Annotated in this window: 16 protein-coding genes; 11 read left to right on the plus strand and 5 right to left on the minus strand. The window is 39.6% G+C overall.

The window, feature by feature from the left end; all coding sequences use genetic code 11:
• Positions 1 to 49 precede the first annotated feature (49 nt).
• A complete protein-coding gene (locus tag B7C41_RS10985) occupies positions 50 to 733 on the plus strand; it encodes a PilZ domain-containing protein (RefSeq protein ID WP_085298970.1) in 684 nt (227 codons plus the stop codon).
• A gap of 23 nt (positions 734 to 756) precedes the next feature.
• Here the strand turns inward: B7C41_RS10985 and xseA are convergent, their stop codons facing one another.
• Positions 757 to 2,094, minus strand: coding sequence for an exodeoxyribonuclease VII large subunit (gene xseA, locus B7C41_RS10990; protein WP_085298971.1), 1,338 nt, complete (start codon positions 2,092 to 2,094; stop codon positions 757 to 759).
• A 188-nt stretch (positions 2,095 to 2,282) separates the two neighbouring features.
• Here xseA and guaB point away from each other — a divergent pair, with 188 nt between their 5' ends.
• Together guaB and guaA are read left to right on the plus strand one after the other, a co-directional pair.
• A complete protein-coding gene (gene guaB, locus B7C41_RS10995; protein WP_085298972.1) occupies positions 2,283 to 3,755 on the plus strand; it encodes an IMP dehydrogenase in 1,473 nt (490 codons plus the stop codon).
• A 184-nt stretch (positions 3,756 to 3,939) separates the two neighbouring features.
• On the plus strand, positions 3,940 to 5,517 hold the full coding sequence (gene guaA / locus B7C41_RS11000) for a glutamine-hydrolyzing GMP synthase (RefSeq protein WP_085298973.1): 1,578 nt from the start codon (positions 3,940 to 3,942) through the stop codon (positions 5,515 to 5,517).
• A 245-nt stretch (positions 5,518 to 5,762) separates the two neighbouring features.
• Here guaA and B7C41_RS11005 read toward each other — a convergent pair whose 3' ends face one another.
• Positions 5,763 to 6,008, minus strand: coding sequence for a hypothetical protein (locus B7C41_RS11005; protein ID WP_085298974.1), 246 nt, complete (start codon positions 6,006 to 6,008; stop codon positions 5,763 to 5,765).
• Between the two features lie 136 nt (positions 6,009 to 6,144).
• Here B7C41_RS11005 and B7C41_RS11010 point away from each other — a divergent pair, with 136 nt between their 5' ends.
• The 3 genes from B7C41_RS11010 (at position 6,145) to B7C41_RS11020 (ending at position 10,152) form a co-directional block, all read left to right on the plus strand.
• A complete protein-coding gene (locus tag B7C41_RS11010; protein WP_085298975.1) occupies positions 6,145 to 6,495 on the plus strand; it encodes a RidA family protein in 351 nt (116 codons plus the stop codon).
• Between the two features lie 63 nt (positions 6,496 to 6,558).
• Entirely contained in the window at positions 6,559 to 8,061 is a 1,503-nt protein-coding gene (locus B7C41_RS11015) for a protein adenylyltransferase SelO (protein WP_169712438.1), read from the plus strand.
• 108 nt (positions 8,062 to 8,169) lie between these two features.
• Complete coding sequence (locus tag B7C41_RS11020; protein WP_085298977.1) at positions 8,170 to 10,152, plus strand: RecQ family ATP-dependent DNA helicase; 1,983 nt, start codon at positions 8,170 to 8,172, stop codon at positions 10,150 to 10,152.
• A 309-nt stretch (positions 10,153 to 10,461) separates the two neighbouring features.
• On the opposite strand, the gene B7C41_RS11025 is transcribed toward B7C41_RS11020, so the two are convergent.
• Positions 10,462 to 10,950, minus strand: coding sequence for an FKBP-type peptidyl-prolyl cis-trans isomerase (locus B7C41_RS11025; RefSeq protein WP_085298978.1), 489 nt, complete (start codon positions 10,948 to 10,950; stop codon positions 10,462 to 10,464).
• Between the two features lie 8 nt (positions 10,951 to 10,958).
• Positions 10,959 to 11,924, minus strand: a complete 966-nt coding sequence (gene ygfZ, locus B7C41_RS11030) for a tRNA-modifying protein YgfZ (protein WP_085298979.1) — start codon at positions 11,922 to 11,924, stop codon at positions 10,959 to 10,961.
• A 198-nt stretch (positions 11,925 to 12,122) separates the two neighbouring features.
• Here ygfZ and B7C41_RS11035 point away from each other — a divergent pair, with 198 nt between their 5' ends.
• Positions 12,123 to 12,374, plus strand: coding sequence for an FAD assembly factor SdhE (locus tag B7C41_RS11035; RefSeq protein ID WP_085298980.1), 252 nt, complete (start codon positions 12,123 to 12,125; stop codon positions 12,372 to 12,374).
• A 477-nt stretch (positions 12,375 to 12,851) separates the two neighbouring features.
• Here the strand turns inward: B7C41_RS11035 and nadB are convergent, their stop codons facing one another.
• A complete protein-coding gene (nadB, locus tag B7C41_RS11045) occupies positions 12,852 to 14,447 on the minus strand; it encodes an L-aspartate oxidase (protein WP_085298982.1) in 1,596 nt (531 codons plus the stop codon).
• Positions 14,448 to 14,654: 207 nt separating this feature from the next.
• Between nadB and rpoE the strand changes: the two genes are divergently transcribed.
• From rpoE to B7C41_RS11065, 4 genes are all read left to right on the plus strand, one after another.
• Positions 14,655 to 15,236: an RNA polymerase sigma factor RpoE gene (gene rpoE / locus B7C41_RS11050; protein WP_085298983.1), complete on the plus strand. Its 582-nt coding sequence runs from the start codon at positions 14,655 to 14,657 to the stop codon at positions 15,234 to 15,236.
• A gap of 80 nt (positions 15,237 to 15,316) precedes the next feature.
• Positions 15,317 to 15,910, plus strand: coding sequence for a sigma-E factor negative regulatory protein (locus tag B7C41_RS11055; protein WP_085298984.1), 594 nt, complete (start codon positions 15,317 to 15,319; stop codon positions 15,908 to 15,910).
• Positions 15,907 to 16,869 carry a MucB/RseB C-terminal domain-containing protein gene (locus B7C41_RS11060; protein WP_085298985.1) on the plus strand — a complete coding sequence of 321 codons (963 nt, stop codon included), beginning with the start codon at positions 15,907 to 15,909 and terminating at the stop codon, positions 16,867 to 16,869. The genes B7C41_RS11055 and B7C41_RS11060 overlap by 4 nt, the downstream gene beginning before the upstream one ends.
• Positions 16,866 to 17,342 carry a SoxR reducing system RseC family protein gene (locus B7C41_RS11065; RefSeq protein WP_085298986.1) on the plus strand — a complete coding sequence of 159 codons (477 nt, stop codon included), beginning with the start codon at positions 16,866 to 16,868 and terminating at the stop codon, positions 17,340 to 17,342. Before B7C41_RS11060 ends, B7C41_RS11065 begins: the two co-directional genes overlap by 4 nt.
• Positions 17,343 to 17,363 lie beyond the last annotated feature (21 nt).

The raw sequence follows: 17,363 nt of genomic DNA on the forward strand, positions 1-17,363 counted from the left end.
GTTAAATGAGTAGTGAAGTCATTTTTTATTAAGAGTTTCCAAAGATTCTATGCCAGAAAAAGCAATTAAAATGGATATGGTAGGGCGACTAAGTCGCAATTTAGCTTTACTACACCCTGGAGCTACTGTGACATTAGACATGTCGACTCCTGCCGGGCAAAGGGGAAAGTTTCGCTCTACCTTTATTGGCTACTCGCCAAAAAACTACGTTTTAGTACAATACCCTGATAGCACTAAATTAGGTAATTTTTCTCAGTATATTACGCAAGGTATGAGCGTAACCGTTCGTGGGCTAATTGAAGGACATGAAGGCGCTGTCGTTGCCTTTGTTTCCGATGTTAAACAAACTATTCAAATACCTTCACGCATTATTGTTTTAGACTTTCCACGAAACGTTAGTTTACAAAATTTGCGGTCATCAATACGTATTGAAACCTACATTACTGCCAAAGCTAAAGTAAGAGATGAATATTGGTCTTCTGTTATTTCAGATATTTCAGTGACAGGTTGTCAGCTTATGATTAACAACGGTGAAGAACTATCATTGGCAGAAGGTAAATCGTTGGAAATTATTATTGAAGGTTTTCAAGGCTTAAGGAATATTAAGCTTGATGCTGAAGTCTGTAATAATAAACTACATGCTGATGGTGTATCGTTGGGGGTTAAGTTTAGCGACTCAAGTAAAATTGAAGTCACCAAATTACTGCAACAAGCGGTTATTTCAATGAACTAACGCGAACCATTAATATCAAATATTTACTTATTTTTAGTTGAGCTGACTTCTGCGTATATAAAACCATCACTGACTTCAATACTTATATTCTCTTGAGGCTTCACACTGGTAATGCTTTTAATTATCCGACCTTTTTTTCCTCTTACTGCACTGTAACCGCGAGCAATTGTGGCTAATGGGCTGATTAAGTTCAGTTGCTCACACTGTGAAGCAAAGTCTTCAGCTTTGTTTTTTATTATACGTTGCTGCGCATTGATTAGCCGCTGCGTTAGTTGCTCAGCCTGCTTTTTCTCATGGCATACTCTGTTTGCTGGTGACAGACTAAATAATACTTGTTGCAAAAATTGTGGCTTTTGCTTTAAACGGATAAATTCTCGCCCGATAATATTTTGTAAACGAAAACTAAGCTCATCCGATCTTTGCTGCTTTTTTTGTAGTTGTTGCTCAGGATGAACTTGTTTTAAACGATGATTAACTGCCAGTAAACGTTGAGTGGATGATTCAGTTGTTTGCTTAAGCGCGATGTGTGCTCGTGTGCGCAATGTTTGGTTTTTTTCGTGCAGCTCTTGAACATCTGTTGATACTAGCTCTGCTGCTGCTGATGGCGTTGGCGCTCTTAAATCCGCGACATAATCAGAAAGTGAAGTGTCAACTTCATGGCCAACCGCACTGATGGTGGGAATGTTTGATTGAAAAATAGCTCGAGCAACAATTTCTTCGTTAAAAGTCCATAAATCTTCTAATGAACCGCCGCCACGGCCAATCAATAATACATCAACCTCATCGCGGTCATTGGCTATTCGTATTGCCTGAGCAATATCAAATTTGGCTTGCTCTCCTTGAACCAGTGCAGGGTAAATTATTACCTTTAGTAAGGGGTTACGACGTTTCAGCACTGTCAAAATATCTTTAACAGCTGCGCCAGTAGGCGAGGTGATAACACCAATAGTTTTAACCGCTTTTGGTATGGCTTGTTTGTAGCGTGCATCGAATAAGCCTTCAAGGTTTAGCTTATTTTTTAATTGTTGATATTGCTGTCTTAGCATACCTTCGCCAGCAAGCTCCATTTGTTCAATAATGAGTTGGAAGTCACCTCGGGGTTCATACAAGGACACTTTTGCACGCACTAATACTTGTTGACCATTTCCTGGCTTGATCCTAACCCGGCGATTATTGCCTTTGAACATAGCGCAACGAACTTGCGATTTCTGGTCTTTTAGTGATAAATACCAGTGTCCGGAGCTAGCAGCAATAAAATTCGATATTTCGCCACATAACCAGACAGTATTTAACTCACTTTCTAGAATAAAACGTACTTTTTTTGTCAGTTCACTTACTTGTAGGATATGCTGTTGAGCCATAAATATTTTACTTTTTACTTGTTCAGGCGTGATAACTGTGTAATTGCTAAGTATTATATATTTGTTTTGACAATCTTCGCAGATTATTTTTGTTTTATTGCAATTTTAAGTTTACCTTAGCAATGAAAACGGTTAAAATTCTGCCGCAATATTTCCTCCCTAACCACTCATTTTAGAGAGATGTTGCGATGCTAAGAATTGCCCAAGAAGCGTTAACGTTTGATGATGTTCTACTGGTACCTGCCCATTCTAAGGTACTTCCTCATACTGCCGACTTAAAAACCAAATTAACTCGAAAGATTAATTTAAACGTACCTATGATTTCTGCGTCAATGGACACAGTAACTGAAGCACGTTTAGCTATTACTTTAGCTCAAGAAGGTGGTCTCGGTTTTATTCACAAAAATATGACTATTGCTGAACAAGCGAAAAATGTTTCGCAAGTGAAGAAATATGAAAGCGGAATTGTTTCAGATCCAGTTACTGTCAACCCAGACGCAACGATTGAAAACACTATGCGCTTAGCTGATGATGTTGGCTTTTCAGGTTTTCCGGTTGTAGACGAAAAAAATAAACTTGTTGGTATTATTACTGGTCGTGATTTGCGCTTCGAAACAGATTTAACGAAACCAGTTTCAGCTTTAATGACTAAGAAAGACAAGTTAGTTACTGTTAAAGAAGGTGCTTCGCGCGAAGAAATTTTAAGGCTAATGCATGAGCATCGCATTGAAAAAATCCTGATGATAGACGATGCATTTACGTTGAAAGGTTTGATTACCGTAAAGGATTATCAAAAAGCAGAAAGTAAACCAAATGCTTGTAAAGATGAGCTTGGACGTTTACGTGTTGGTGCTGCCGTTGGCGTAGGTGCTGGTACAGACGAGCGAATTGATGCTTTAGTTGCTGCTGGCGTTGATGTGCTATTGATTGATACATCACATGGCCATTCACAAGGAGTTATTGACCGCGTTGCTGAAACTCGTAATAAATATCCTGAATTACAAATTATTGCTGGTAACGTAGCCACAGGAGCTGGCGCTAAAGCACTTGCTGATGTTGGTGTTGATGCGGTTAAAGTTGGAATCGGCCCAGGTTCAATTTGTACTACTCGTATTGTTACCGGTGTTGGTGTGCCGCAGTTAACTGCAATTTCTAATGCTGTTGAAGCATTAAAAGGCACAGGTATTCCAGTTATTGCTGATGGTGGTATTCGTTTTTCTGGTGATATCGCTAAAGCACTAGTTGCTGGTGCACATTGTGTCATGGTTGGCAGCATGTTTGCTGGTACTGAAGAAGCACCGGGTGAAGTAGAACTTTACCAAGGCCGTTACTACAAATCATACCGTGGCATGGGGTCGTTAGGTGCTATGAGCCAGAAAGAAGGTTCAAGTGACCGTTACTTCCAAAAATCAGATGGCGAAGCTGACAAATTAGTACCAGAAGGTATTGAAGGTCGCGTTGCTTATAAAGGCCCTGTTGCCGCTATTATTCATCAACAAATGGGTGGCTTGCGTTCATCAATGGGCTTAACTGGCTCAGAAACGATTGAAGTTATGCGTACTAAACCTGAGTTTATGAAAATCACTTCTGCAGGTATGGGGGAGTCACATGTACATGATGTGACTATCACGAAAGAAGCGCCTAATTATCGCACAGGATAATTAGAATTGATTACTTCATTGCTACTTCTCATCATAGCAGCATTAGAGATTCTTTAATGTGAACTAGCGTTGAATTAATGCAATTCATTGTTTAAAAAATTAGAGTTTTTATCAGGCTGAGCTATAAATATAGTGGCTCGGCCTGTTCATTTTATAGATTTATAAATAAAGTAGGAAAACAACCATGAGCAAAGATATTCATGATCACCGCATACTGATTTTAGATTTTGGTTCTCAATACACTCAACTTATCGCCCGTCGCGTTCGCGAAATAGGCGTTTACTGTGAGCTTTGGGCTTGGGACGTTACTCAAGAGCAAATCGAAGGTTTTAATCCTACTGGTATTATTTTAGCGGGCGGCCCTGAGTCAGTTACTGAGCATGATTCACCAAGAGCGCCAGAGTTTGTTTTTAATGCTGGCGTTCCTGTATTAGGTATCTGTTACGGCATGCAAACCATGGCGGAACAATTAGGTGGCAGTGTTGAAAGCTCAGAGCATAAAGAATTTGGTTATGCCGCTGTTGAAGTTGTAGCAAAATCTGCCTTATTTAATGCCATTGAAGATAGCGTTAGTGAAAACGGTAACGCATTATTGGACGTGTGGATGAGCCATGGTGATAAAGTTGCTTCGGTTCCTGAAGGCTTTACGACCGTAGCGCAAACGCCAAGCTGTAAATATGCAGCAATGGCTAATGAAGACAAACAGTTTTACGGTGTTCAATTTCACCCAGAAGTTACACACACCAAACAAGGTCTACGTATTTTAGAGCACTTTGTTGTTGATATTTGTCAGTGTGAAAAGTTATGGACTTCAGCGTCAATTATTGAAGATGCTGTGGCAAAAATGAAGGCACAAGTCGGTGATGACGAAGTAATTCTAGGCCTTTCAGGTGGTGTTGATTCATCCGTTGTCGCGATGTTATTACAGCGCGCTATTGGTGATAAATTAACTTGTGTATTTGTTGATAACGGTTTACTTCGTTTAAACGAAGCGCAGCAAGTGATGGACATGTTTGGTGACCACTTTGGTTTAAATATCGTTCATGTTAATGCTGAAGATCGTTTCTTAAACCGTTTAGCTGATGAAAGTGAACCAGAAGCTAAGCGTAAGATCATTGGTAATGTTTTTGTTGAAGTATTTGATGAAGAGTCAAAGAAACTTAAAAATGCCAAATGGTTAGCTCAAGGTACCATTTATCCTGATGTTATCGAGTCAGCAGCATCAGCCACAGGTAAAGCACATGTTATCAAGTCTCATCACAATGTTGGTGGCTTACCTGATGATATGGAAATGGGCTTAGTTGAGCCATTACGTGAATTATTTAAAGATGAAGTACGTAAAATTGGCTTAGAGCTAGGTTTACCATACGATATGCTTTACCGTCACCCGTTCCCTGGTCCAGGGCTAGGTGTGCGTATTCTAGGTGAAGTGAAAAAAGAATATGCTGACTTATTACGTCGCGCAGATGCTATTTTCATTGAAGAATTACACAACCATGACTTATACAAAAAAGTCAGCCAAGCGTTTACCGTTTTCTTACCAGTACGCTCAGTAGGCGTTATGGGCGATGCGCGTAAATATGATTGGGTTGTATCGTTACGTTGTGTTGAAACCATTGACTTTATGACCGCACGTTGGTCACATTTACCATATGATTTCTTAGGGTTAGTGTCTAATCGTATTATTAACGAAATTGATGGTATTTCACGTGTTGTTTACGATATCAGTGGTAAGCCGCCAGCAACAATAGAGTGGGAATAAAGCGACTTTCTTTTTTGTTATTTCGCATTATTTCGGCGTCGAAAGTACTCACTGACTAGCGTCAGCTCCGTGCTTTGACGTACAGGATGTACTAATGCAGTGACAGCATGGATGCTGAAGAACGGTCAACTTGAACTAAGGCAAACTAACTTCAAATAAAGCACTTTACTGCGAATTAATTAAAACCCCAGAACTGAAAAGCTTTGGGGTTTTATTTTATCAACAATCTTAACAGGGGGCGCAAATTAGTTGAGTGTTTTAACGAAGCCGTAGCGTTTTTTATTTTTTAGCCTATGACTATACCCAAGCCACTTGAAAATGCTCGATTCAGCAAGTCGAGAAAGGGTTAACCCCAAGGCATTGATTGAATAGAATGGTTGTTCCATTTTCGAAATCAATAACGCCGGAGGTGACCCTTTATCGCCTTGCCCTACGGGAGCTAAGCTAGAAAAACAGTTCAGCGTTGCAGTACTTGATAAGGGAGTAACCATTACCGACGTGCTGCACCTTGTGCTGATTTCCTAGCTTAACTCTGAAACTGCATTTTCAAGTAACTTGGGTATATACGTAATGAAATAAAAAAGAATACAATGAAGATAATAACTCCAATAAGAAGTGCTAATTTAAATGACTATTGAAAGATTAGAAACAAAGCAGAGAATGAGCCGTATTGTTAAGCATAACGGGACTATTTACTTATGTGGTCAAGTGGCTGCTGATGCCACTAAAGATATTACTGAGCAAACGCAAACCATGCTTGCTAAAGTTGATACATTACTAGAACACGCAGGTAGCGATAGAAAGCACATCTTATCGGCAACTATTTATGTGAAAGATATGAGCTACTTTGCTGAGATGAATACTGTTTGGGATGCTTGGGTGCCCGAAGGTTTTGCACCTGCACGTGCTTGTGTTGCCGCTAAAATGGCTAGAGAAGCCTTGTTAGTTGAAATATCAGTCATCGCAGCTGAAATATAATCATATTAGCTAATTGTTGCTGTTGGCATTGATAGCACGAATTTTATTAACGGAGTGAGTCTTTTGAAGCTTTCTAATCAGTATCATGAATTAGGTAAAAATTTTTACCACGAAACGTTTCCTTTACCTGTTTCAGAGCCAGAATTATTACTGTGGAATGGTCCTTTAGCGCGTACATTAGATCTTAGTTTTTCTGTAGAAGAGGATAATGAATTACTTGGGCAGTACTTTTCTGGCAATCAATTGATTAAGGGCAGTAAACCTATCGCTCAAGCCTATTCTGGCCATCAATTTGGCCACTTTAACCCACAACTAGGAGATGGTCGTGCGCATTTATTAGGTGATGTAACAGATGAACAAGGCAATACTTGGGATGTGCAGCTCAAGGGCTCAGGTACGAGTCATTTTTCACGTAGTGGTGATGGCCGATGTGCATTAGGCCCCGCATTACGTGAATTTGTCATGAGCGAAGCGATGTCTGCCTTAGGTGTGCCAACCACAAGATGTTTAGCTGTAGTGGCGACAGGCGACGCTGTGTATCGAGAAAGGCCATATCCAGGTGCAGTGGTTACACGTATTGCAGCCAGTCACATTCGTGTGGGTACTTTTCAATACTTTGCTGTGCGTAAAGATATTGAGTCACTCAAAAAACTGACTCGCTTTGCCATTGAACGTCACTTTCCTGAAATAAAAATAACACCACGAGCAGATGAACGCTCGACTGAAGCGCTGCTCAGTAGTCAGAATGCCCTTGACTTTTTCGCTGCTGTACTCGACAAGCAAGTTGCGCTAGTGGTTTCATGGCTGCGTGTTGGTTTTATTCATGGTGTGATGAATACCGATAATACCGCTATTTCAGGTGAAACCATTGATTACGGTCCATGTGCCATGATGAATCATTATCATCACGATACTGTCTTTAGTTCAATTGATAGAGATGCACGCTATGCCTTTGGTAATCAAAGTCAAATAATACAGTGGAATATGGCACGACTTGCTGATTGTTTATTACCGTTGGTCGACGAAGGTGAAGATATCGCGTTAGCCAAAATTACGCCATTGTTACAGCAATTTGCCAATGATTTACAGTATGGTTATTTTGAAATGATGGGGAATAAATTAGGCATCGCTGAATTGGTTGAAGGTGATATTGAACTGGTCAATGACTTACTGGCTATCATGCAGAAGCAACAGTTAGATTACACCCAGTATTTTGTCGCCTTAGCTGAAAGTTTAACTCAGGAAGAGGTAGATAATTTCATTGAACATGCTGCAGAAGCTGAGCCGTCAGAGCAGGAACTATGGCTAACACGCTGGTATAGCAGAATTTCTGATGATGTAGTTGCCGCTAAAGCATTAATGGAAAAAACTAACCCGCTAGTTATTCCAAGAAACCATCATGTTGAACGGGTGTTAGCAATAAGCGAAGAAACTGGAGATTTATCCGCTTTACATGAGTTTTTAGCCGTATTGCAGCAGCCTTATGACAATTCAGCGAACACAAAATTATATCAAGACGCGCCGAGTGATGGTGATGAGAATTATCATACCTTTTGTGGTACTTAATTTTGTTAAACTATCGCTTATACTTTTTATTTAGAAGCGCTAAATGCTTTTGTGTTCACAAGGTATGATAGCGATATTAATTAATGCCCATTTTAATGTGAAATACTTATGACTACCTTTACGCCTGCTACGCAACCTTCTCAATTGCACTCGTCACTTAAACAAACTTTTGGTTTTGATGAATTTAGAACAGGGCAAGAGCAAACGATATCCCAGCTACTTAGCGGAGACTCATCTTTAGCAATATTTCCCACTGGTGCAGGTAAGTCGCTTTGTTATCAATTGGCGGCGATTAATTTACCTCACTTAACCTTAGTGGTATCGCCACTATTAGCATTAATGAAAGATCAGTTAGCGTTTTTACACGCTAAAGGCATACCAGCGGCGAGTATTGATTCGACTTTATCATTTGAGCAAAGTCAGCAAGTTACTCGTGATGTTCGTTCTGGCAAAATTAAAATATTAATGGTCTCAGTAGAGCGTTTTAAGAATGAACGTTTTCGCCAGTTTATCGAGTCGATTGCTATTTCGATGTTAGTGGTTGATGAAGCCCATTGTATTTCTGAGTGGGGCCATAACTTTCGTCCTGACTACTTGAAACTTCCGCGTTATCGTCAGGAGCTTAATGTTCCGTTGGTGTTGTTGTTGACCGCAACAGCAACGAAAAAAGTTAAACAGGATATGGCGCGTAAATTTGCCATTGCGTCAGAGCATATAGTGCAAACAGGGTTTTATCGAAATAACCTTGATTTGTCAGTTTTACCTGTTGCTGAAAAACAAAAACATCAAACACTGCTTGATGTTATAAATCATCATCAAGGCAGTGGTATTGTTTACGTGACTTTGCAGCATAGTGCGGAAAAAGTTGCTGAATTTTTACAGCAACAAGGGTTACAAGCGCAGGCATATCATGCGGGCTTTAAAGATGACGTAAGGCAAAAAATCCAGCAAGACTTTATGCAGGGAAAAACGAGCATTGTTGTCGCGACTATTGCGTTTGGCATGGGCATAGACAAGTCAGATATTCGTTTTGTTATACATTACGACTTGCCTAAATCTATCGAAAATTATAGCCAAGAAATTGGCCGAGCAGGACGAGACAAGCAAAACTCTGCATGTTTTACTTTAGCAAACCTTGATGGCATTCATACGGTTGAAAACTTTGTTTACGCTGATACGCCAGAGCGCGCTAGCATTGATTATGTATTACAAAATATTCGTAATGAAGTGCAAGGTGGTCAATGGGAGCTGCAAGTACTAGCTTTGTCTAACGCCAGTAACATTAAGCAATTACCTTTAAAAACGTTATTAGTACAGTTAGAGCTGATGGGAATTATTACCGCTAAATTTAGTTATTTTGCTGACTTTAAATTTAAGTTTGTCACGCCAAAAGAACAAATAGTTAGTGGCTTTAATGCCGATAGAAGTGAGTTTTTAGCGCAAGTGTTTAGCTGTGCGAAAATGAAAAAAATCTGGGGAGAGCCTGATTTTGAACTGATGCATTCTCGTTATCAAGCGCCAAGAAAAAGAATTGTCTCAGCGTTGGAATACTTAGCTGATCAACAACATATCGTACTGGAAACGAAAAAGGCGACTGAAGTTTTTAGTGTCAATATGGCGGCGTTAGATAATGCTGATTTAGTTGAACAGCTTTATCAGTATTTTGCTGAAAAAGAGCATGCTGAAATAGAACGTATTAGCAAACTCGTGCAGTTTTTTCAAAGTGACCGTTGTTTAACGAAGCAATTATCGCATTATTTTGACGACCAATTTGCTCCTGAAAACTGTGGACATTGTTCGGTTTGCCGTGGGCAAGTGGCAGTATTACCGTATTCAAATAATCAACTGGCGATTAGTTCAGAAACAATAGCACTGGCAATTGCGCAAATACAACAGCATTTTTCGAGCTTAAAAGCTACTGCTACAGTATTACCTAAAGGCTTATCTATCGACACTATTTGCCGGTTTTTATCAGGTATGAGTGTACCGCTATTTACGCGTACTAAAGTGCGTCAATTGAGTTACTTCGCGGTGTGTCAGCATATGCGTTACGCTGATATTAAAGCACAGGTGGTAAGTACTTTAAGGTAAGATCAAAAAAGGCACTATATCAGTGCCTTTATGTTCACGATGAACGGTATAACGCAGGTGCATGGCCGCTCTTAGGCATCCTGCCTTCACGGCATTAATACATCCTTGTATGTCGATAGCACAGGAGCGTATATGCTCAGGCCTTTCTCAGACAGCATGTCTTTTAAGACATTAGTGCATCCCGGTAATTGCTCCATGCATTACTCTAGTAACTTACATCCATGTAAGAACATGCACGTCGATGAACGGTATCACGCAGGTGCGTGGCTGTTTCTAGACATCCTGTCTTTCGTTAATAGTTAATGCGTCTTAGTGGCTATGGCCACAACCGCCTTCGCCGTGCACATGACCGTGTTCTAATTCTTCTTCAGTGGCATCACGCACTTCTAAAATTTCAACATCAAATTTTAAGTCAATACCGGCTAATGGATGGTTACCATCTACTGTGATTTCATCATCTTGCACATCAATAACGATAACAGTTTGTTCGCCTTCGTCTGTTGTTGCACGTAGTTGACTACCGACATCTAAATCTTCAATGCCGGCAAACATTGCTTTTGGCACGGTTTGCACAAAACCGTCTTCTCTTTCGCCGTAAGCATTTTCTGCAGTAACGGCTACTTCGAACTTGTCACCAGCTTCATGGCCAACTAATTCTTCTTCTAAACCTGGGATAAGGTAATGAGAGCCTTGAATCACAGCCAATGGGCTATGGTCATAAGAACTATCAATTAAGGTGTCTTCACTGTCAGATACAGCGTAATGTAATACAACAACTTTGTTGTCAGAAATTTTCATAATATGTCCTATTCGGCGTCAGCGCTTATATTGTAAGGGAGTGTGGAAATAATTAATCCCATATGGTGTTCTTTTATACGTAATTCGGTTGATGCATCAACATCATTGGCCAAAATAGCTTGAATATATGTTTGCTTATCATCTGCTTGATATGCCGCAAGTACATCACCGGCTTTACGCCAATTTTCACCAAGCTTTTTCTCAATAACATCACCCGTATTGGCATTCACTGCGTTGCCGGTAAGGGCAAAGAGTGCGCGTTTGTTTTTACCTAGGTATTGCATTCTAGCAACAGTTTCTTGTCCTAAATAACAACCTTTAGTAAAGCTAATACCGTTAATAGCTTGTAAGTTAAGCATTTGCGGCACGTACTCAGCAATATATTGCTTAGAAAGTATCGGGAAACCTTCAGAAATTTCTAATAATTGCCAAACGTTGTCGTTAAAAGTTGGAAAGTCAAACTTGGCTGAAACTTTTGCTAAGTTATCTGCATTATCAATAATTAAGTAACGACTCATTTCACCAGCAATGTAAACTAGAGTTGTGTCTTGCTCTTGAATAACAGGCGTTAAGGTATCAGGCACTTGCGTAAATAATTCAGCCATTTTTTCTGCCGCTTTACTGCCTGCTATTGCTAGGTAATCAATGTCTTTTGCTTGAGATATTTCAACTTTGGCGAAGACACCAAATTTTTTCAATTCAGCTAAAGATTGTTCGATAGAGCTTGCTGGCTGTAATAGTAAATATGCACTATTGCGTTCTATTAAGCGAAAAGCGGAGAAAACTTTACCTTTAGCATTACAGTGCGCACCAGTTAGCAATTTCTCTTGCGCTAAACTATTAACGTCACAAGTAACTTGCCCTTGTAAATATTTCGCTTGTTCTTCTCCCGTTAAAGATATTGCTTTAAAACTATTGAGAGCAATCGCAAATACATCGGGTAATTCGTTATAGCTAGGTAAGTTACTATTCATGGTGTTGGTATCCGGCAATAATGCAGAAAAAGACTAATACAACAATAAATGAGGACATTTATTCTAATTACAACCATATATCATTTTTTTCTGCTATTTTAATTGTTATCGAAATTATCTTATTTGATGATCAATTCGTGGCTATTTTTAACTTGAGTTTGTTAGAATAAGAGCAGATTTAACTAAATAGGGTGATGTATGTCATTAACAGATAATAAACCTCGACTTCGCTGGGCATGTCGACGTGGAATGCTTGAACTAGATGTGCTTTTTATGCCATTTGTTGAAGAGGCGTACGATGATCTTTCTGAAGAAGATAAGGCAACCTTTGAGCGTTTATTAGAGTGCCAAGATCCTGAGTTATTTGCTTGGTTTATGGGACATGAAACTTGTGAAGACAAAGAACTTAACGCCATGGTGCAATTTATACTACAGCGCATTAAGGTTTAATATTGAGGTATCGCCTTCTGAAGTTAAGGCGATATTGAAATTTCTAATTGCCTTTGGCTGTTGCTATATCACATTGTTGTTCATGCTTGGTTTTAAACTCTGGTATACCCTAATAATACTGTTATTTACTTTCTTACTTATTAGCCACCGAAACTTAATTCTTTTATTTTTACAACGAAAATCATCAACGTTCTTTGCGACATTTTTTCTTCAGCAGACTGATTTTTTCTTGTTGACGGATACTGGAGAGTGTCAGTTTAACAACCGAAAAGCATTGCAGTTATCTGCCCAATCTCAAGTCAATTTATGGGGCTATTGGTTAATATTCACGGACAGCAGTGTCAGTAAGAAATACATATTCAAAGATAGTTTAACTGCTAAAGACCAAGCTAGAATGGCTCGAACAATTATGCGGTTAAGACAATTTCCATGCGAGACTGCTTAGCCTCGCTTATAGCCTATTTTTTATAGCTTAACTTAAGGTTTTAAAATAGTAATTGTTGCTTCATCAAGCATGTTAGGGAAGTCGAGCGTGTAGTGTAAACCGCGGCTTTCTTTTCTGTTTAATGCTGATTTTATAATGAGCTCAGCTACTTGTACTAAATTACGTAGTTCAAGTAAATTATTGCTAACTCTAAAATGGCGGTAATATTCTTCAATTTCGCTTTGTAGCATTTCTACTCGGTGCAATGCACGTTCTAAGCGTTTTGTCGTGCGAACAATACCAACATAATCCCACATAAACAGGCGCAATTCGTGCCAATTATGTTGAATAACCACTTCTTCATCAGAGTCGGTAACACGACTATCATCCCATGCGGGCAATTTTATATAAGCTTGCTTGTGACTCAGCTTTTCTTCGATATCTGAAGCGGCAGCTCGGGCAAACACTAGGCATTCTAATAAAGAGTTACTCGCTAAGCGATTCGCCCCATGCAAGCCAGTGTATGATACTTCGCCTATTGCATATAAGTTTTCAGTATCTGTTTTACCTTGCTTATTAATCATGACACCACCACAGGTATAATGAGCGGCAGGGACAACTGGCATAGGCTGTTTGGTAATATCTATACCTAGTGAACGAGTTTTCTCATAAATAGTTGGGAAGTGCTGTTTAATAAAATCAGCAGATTTATGGCTGATATCTAAATACATACAATCAGCGCCAAGGCGTTTCATTTCAAAATCAATGGCACGAGCAACGATGTCACGTGGGGCAAGTTCTGCTCGTTCATCAAAGCTTGGCATAAAACGGCTGCCATCAGGGCGACGTAGAATAGCGCCTTCACCACGCAATGCTTCAGTGAGTAAAAAAGTACCAGCTTCTGGATGGAACAAACAAGTAGGATGGAATTGGTTAAACTCCATATTGGCTACACGACAACCTGCGCGCCAGGCCATGGCAACGCCATCACCACTGGCAACATCAGGGTTTGAAGTATATTGATAAACCTTACTTGCACCGCCGGTGGCTAAAATAGTTTTTTTAGCAAAAATGCTTTCAACTTTTTCGCTATTACGGTTCCATACGTAAGCGCCATTACATTGATTCTCACCCGTAGAGGCGTTTTCTTGGCAAACTAAGTCAATGGCGTTGTAACGTTCAAAAATTCGAATTCGACTATGATTTTTTACTTGCGAAACTAGTGTGGTTTGAATTGCTTGCCCTGTAGCATCGGCAGCGTGAAGAATTCTGCGGTGACTATGACCACCTTCGCGGGTTAAGTGATAATTAATATCGCCGTTATCTGTTGGTACATCACGGTCAAAACTAACACCTTTATCAATCAGCCACTCTAAACACATTTTGGCGTTTTCTGCGGTATATTGCACCGCGGCTTCATCGCATAAGCCAGCCCCTGCTATTATTGTGTCGTTAACGTGGGCATCAATGCTGTCACTCTTATCGAATACTGCGGCAACGCCGCCTTGCGCGTAAAATGTTGAGCCATCATTAACTTGGCCTTTACTGAGGATAACCACGTCGGCATTTTTAGCTAAATGCAGTGCTAAAGATAATCCTGCTGCGCCACTACCGATAATTAAAACGTCGCAATTGTGTTGCTGATTCATATATTCTTGGAATTAAGGTACAATAATTGATAGCTCAATATTAACTTTTATTGCAGTGACAAAACAGCCCAAAACAATTTTTATAAATAAAATTTAATTTTTTTCAATATTTATCGAACTTTTTAGCGCAAGGCCAGTCCTACTTTATGCGTTTGCCATGAGCCAGATGTATATAAAGTTAAATGGTTAGTAGGAGATAAGGCTCAAATGAGCGAACAGAACGTGGACCAAAAGTTGGTTGAGCGGGTACAACGTGGCGATAAAAACGCATTTAACCTGCTGGTAACGAAGTACCAACATAAAGTAGCAAATTTGGTGTCACGCTATGTAAAGAACCATAGTGATGTACCAGATATAGTGCAAGAAGCATTTATTAAAGCTTATAGAGCTTTACCTAATTTTAGAGGTGATAGTGCTTTTTATACATGGTTATACCGCATTGCGGTTAATTGTGCGAAAAATCATCTTGTAGCGGGAGGGCGCAAGCCTCCGGGTTCAGACATCGATGTAGAAGATGCTGAAATGTATGATTCAGGTGAGGCATTGAGAGAAAACGCATCACCAGAGAAGTTATTACTGACCAATGAAATTAAAGAAGTCGTATTTAAAACTATTGAGCAATTACCGGAAGATTTGCGAACAGCAATCAACCTAAGAGAGCTAGAAGGATTAAGTTACGAAGAAATTGCAACGGTAATGGATTGTCCTGTTGGGACGGTACGTTCAAGAATATTTAGAGCACGAGATGCTGTAGATAAGAAAATACGACCATTATTACAGCAGCAATAAATGCAACAATCGTAAATAGTGTATTATTTAGTGACGATTCACTAAATAATTAATGAAGAGTTAGTTTTTAAGGTGTCATTATGAGTGAAAATAAGTTTGAGACAGTATCATCAGTAGTTGATAGTTATCAGCCCAACGATGAAATCATTGTGGATTTACTCAATGACGCTCACTTGTCTGCAACTTGGGATCGTTACCATTTAATGGGCGATGTAATGCGTGGTGAAACATCTGATGTGATCAATTTAGATTTATCTTCAGAAATTGCCGCTGCAATAGCAGATGAACCAACAGTACTAGCTCCTCGAACGTCTGATAACTTGGCAGCGAAATTCAAAGCTAAAGTTGTACATCTTGCTAAACCGTTTGGTCAAATGGCAATTGCTGCCTCAGCAGCAGGTTTGATGGTAATGGGCGTACAACAAAATTCAGCTGACAATAATGTAATTTTGCCAGAAAGCCAGGTGGTTAAAACGATGCCATTTGGTGGTATTGCTGAACCCGTTAGTTTGAACTTTCAACAAACTAGTCGCACCAATGAAAAACAGGCATTTGTTGAACAACAACGTCGTTTTCAAGCTTTATTATCCGATCATCAACAACAAATTAAGTTAAGCTCTGTTGATGTTAGCGAACAAGCTAAACAAGAGAAGGTTAAAGATCCGGTTAAATGAAATTAATTCGTAGTCTGCTGTTATTGGTAACCATAAGCACATCTGTAACAGCCAATGAAACTGAACAAGCCGAACCTTGGCTTGAACGCCTTGCACAATCTTTGCAATCCCTCAATTTTAGTACTTCCTTTGTTGTAGTAAAAAATAATCAAGCTGAACCCTACCACTGGTTTCATGGTGTAAACGCTGATGGTGATGAATTAGAAATCCTCTCATTACTCAATGGCCCTCGACGCGATATTTTACGTAAGAAAAATGTTGTCAGTTATATTGAGCCAGAATTACCTCCATATTCAGTTGTTTCTCAACAGATTTCTGGTCCCATTCCTGCTATTTTAAGGATGGATGCGACAACACTTTCACAAACATATGACTTTATTTCTGTTGGACGTAGCCGCGTATTGGGTCGTCCAGCGCAATTAATACGTATTGTTTCTAAAGATCCTCACCGTTATGGTCATTGGCTATGGTTAGATCAAAAAACAGGTATGCTGCTCAAGTTAGCGATAGCTTCACGCACAGGGCAATTATTAGAGCAAATTCAATTTACTCATTTAGACATTACTCCTGAGCTTGGTGAAAGTTTGCAAAAATTACAGCAAAGCAAGTTACCTAAGGTGATTGAAATACCTGAGGGTTATCAAATGCAAACATTGCAATGGCAGGTCAAATGGTTGCCAGAAGGTTTTAAACAAATCAATGCTAATCGTCATCGTATTTCAACGACGAAGAAGCCTGTAGAATTTATGTTATTCAATGATGGCTTAGTTGATGTCTCTGTTTATGTTAATAGTAGTGAATATACGCAACGTGCTACTGACTATGTGATGGATGGTGCAACAACTGTATTAAATCAAGTGGTGAATGGTTTTGAGGTCAGTGTTGTAGGTAAAATCCCGGCTAAAACGGCTAAAGCCATTGCAGACTCGGTGCAACTTATTCCGAAAGTTGCACCATGATTGAAGAGAGTGCAACGGTTGTTGCGATTGAAAATGACAATATTACCGTTACTAGTGAGTTAAAATCCACTTGTAGCGGTTGTAAACAAATTGATAATTGTGGCAGTGGACAAGTGGCGAAGGCTTTTCCTCAAAAGCAGCTTTCTTTAACGGTAAAATCAACTATACCATTGCAGTTAGGCGACAAAGTGATAATCGGCTTGAGCGAGTCTGCATTGTTATCATCTGCGTGGCAGGTATATTTACTACCGCTGTTTGGCTTGCTTGCAGCAGCATGGCTTGGGCAATGGTTAGTAAACAATAATATACTTGGCCATGAATTCTTCGCTATTATATTTGCTGTAGTTGGTGGTTATGCCGGTTTTTTATTGGCTAAACAGCAACAAAGTAAGCTTGAAAATTGTGCGGAATTAGCGCCAAAAATTATTCGTCGTCAAAATCAAAACATCGCTATTACAGAAATCACTGATTGAATCGCAACAAAAGATAGCCCC

This window comes from Cognaticolwellia mytili (assembly GCF_002104475.1).
In the GTDB taxonomy this organism is placed as follows: domain Bacteria; phylum Pseudomonadota; class Gammaproteobacteria; order Enterobacterales; family Alteromonadaceae; genus Cognaticolwellia; species Cognaticolwellia mytili.

Coding starts and splice junctions, on each gene's coding strand:
- rpoE (WP_085298983.1), top strand. CDS start 14,655: ATGAGCGAACAGAACGTGGACCAAAAGTTGGTTGAGCGGGTACAACGT.
- B7C41_RS11055 (WP_085298984.1), top strand. CDS start 15,317: ATGAGTGAAAATAAGTTTGAGACAGTATCATCAGTAGTTGATAGTTAT.
- B7C41_RS11010 (WP_085298975.1), top strand. CDS start 6,145: ATGACTATTGAAAGATTAGAAACAAAGCAGAGAATGAGCCGTATTGTT.
- B7C41_RS10985 (WP_085298970.1), top strand. CDS start 50: ATGCCAGAAAAAGCAATTAAAATGGATATGGTAGGGCGACTAAGTCGC.
- B7C41_RS11035 (WP_085298980.1), top strand. CDS start 12,123: ATGTCATTAACAGATAATAAACCTCGACTTCGCTGGGCATGTCGACGT.
- B7C41_RS11060 (WP_085298985.1), top strand. CDS start 15,907: ATGAAATTAATTCGTAGTCTGCTGTTATTGGTAACCATAAGCACATCT.
- xseA (WP_085298971.1), bottom strand. CDS start 2,094: ATGGCTCAACAGCATATCCTACAAGTAAGTGAACTGACAAAAAAAGTA.
- B7C41_RS11065 (WP_085298986.1), top strand. CDS start 16,866: ATGATTGAAGAGAGTGCAACGGTTGTTGCGATTGAAAATGACAATATT.
- nadB (WP_085298982.1), bottom strand. CDS start 14,447: ATGAATCAGCAACACAATTGCGACGTTTTAATTATCGGTAGTGGCGCA.
- B7C41_RS11005 (WP_085298974.1), bottom strand. CDS start 6,008: ATGGTTACTCCCTTATCAAGTACTGCAACGCTGAACTGTTTTTCTAGC.
- B7C41_RS11020 (WP_085298977.1), top strand. CDS start 8,170: ATGACTACCTTTACGCCTGCTACGCAACCTTCTCAATTGCACTCGTCA.
- guaA (WP_085298973.1), top strand. CDS start 3,940: ATGAGCAAAGATATTCATGATCACCGCATACTGATTTTAGATTTTGGT.
- B7C41_RS11025 (WP_085298978.1), bottom strand. CDS start 10,950: ATGAAAATTTCTGACAACAAAGTTGTTGTATTACATTACGCTGTATCT.
- ygfZ (WP_085298979.1), bottom strand. CDS start 11,924: ATGAATAGTAACTTACCTAGCTATAACGAATTACCCGATGTATTTGCG.
- guaB (WP_085298972.1), top strand. CDS start 2,283: ATGCTAAGAATTGCCCAAGAAGCGTTAACGTTTGATGATGTTCTACTG.